Source organism: Kytococcus sp. HMSC28H12, assembly GCF_001816045.1.
Lineage (GTDB): Bacteria > Actinomycetota > Actinomycetes > Actinomycetales > Dermatophilaceae > Kytococcus > Kytococcus schroeteri.
Map to the genome: position 1 here is coordinate 1 of NZ_KV824656.1, position 781 is coordinate 781.

Annotated in this window: 1 pseudogene; it reads right to left on the minus strand. The window is 78.0% G+C overall.

Annotated elements, in window-relative coordinates:
- A pseudogene (locus tag HMPREF3099_RS10505) lies at positions 1-695 on the minus strand (2-succinyl-5-enolpyruvyl-6-hydroxy-3-cyclohexene-1-carboxylic-acid synthase); the annotation flags it as partial.
- Positions 696-781: the final 86 nt, after the last annotated feature.

Consider the following 781-nt stretch of genomic DNA (forward strand, 5'->3'; position numbering starts at 1 on the left):
GCGAGCGCGCCGGCAGCCTCACCGGCGGCCCGCCAGGTGGTCGCCCAGGCGCCGTCCGAGCCCTCTGCCGCGGTGCCGGACAGCCCAACCCTCGAGGCGCCGTCGCCAGGTTCCCCCAGCACCAGGGGGTGCACCCGCTGCACGCGGTGGCCGGGGTCCGGCCACGTGGTGCCGGCGGTCACCGACTCGACCACGACACCGTCGCGCCGCACCAGGCGTCCCACCGACCGGTGGAGCGTCAGCCGCCCCACCACGAGCACCCGCTCCGGCGCGTGGCCGGCCAGGAAGCCCTCGTCGTCGAGCACGCGGATCCCGAACGGCACGGCACCGTCAACACCGAACCGGCCGAACGGCTCGGCCACCACTGGCCACCCCCGCGCCCGGGCACCGGCCTGCACCGCCCGGGCCAGCTCCGGTCGCCCCAGGTCGCCGAGCAGGACGAGCGTCCGCTCCGGGCCGTCCGGCAGCAGCGCGACGTGTGTCCCCTCCTGGACCTGCTCCGGCGAGACGTCCCCCGCCCCGTCCACCGCCGTCCAGGGCGCTCCGTCCGGCCGACCGGCCATCACGTCAGCCGCCGGCGCGTCGGTGACCTGGTGCGTGGCGACCTCCACCGGCGGCATGAGCGGGTCGCGGAAGGGCACGTTGAGGTGCACGGGCCCGGCGGCGCCGCCGAGGGCGCCGGTGGCGGCTGACACGCACCGGTCCACGGCGGTGCGCCACGACGCGACCTGGGCAGGGTCGACGGCACCGTCCACTCCCGCCACTCCTGCGGTGCCCGCCG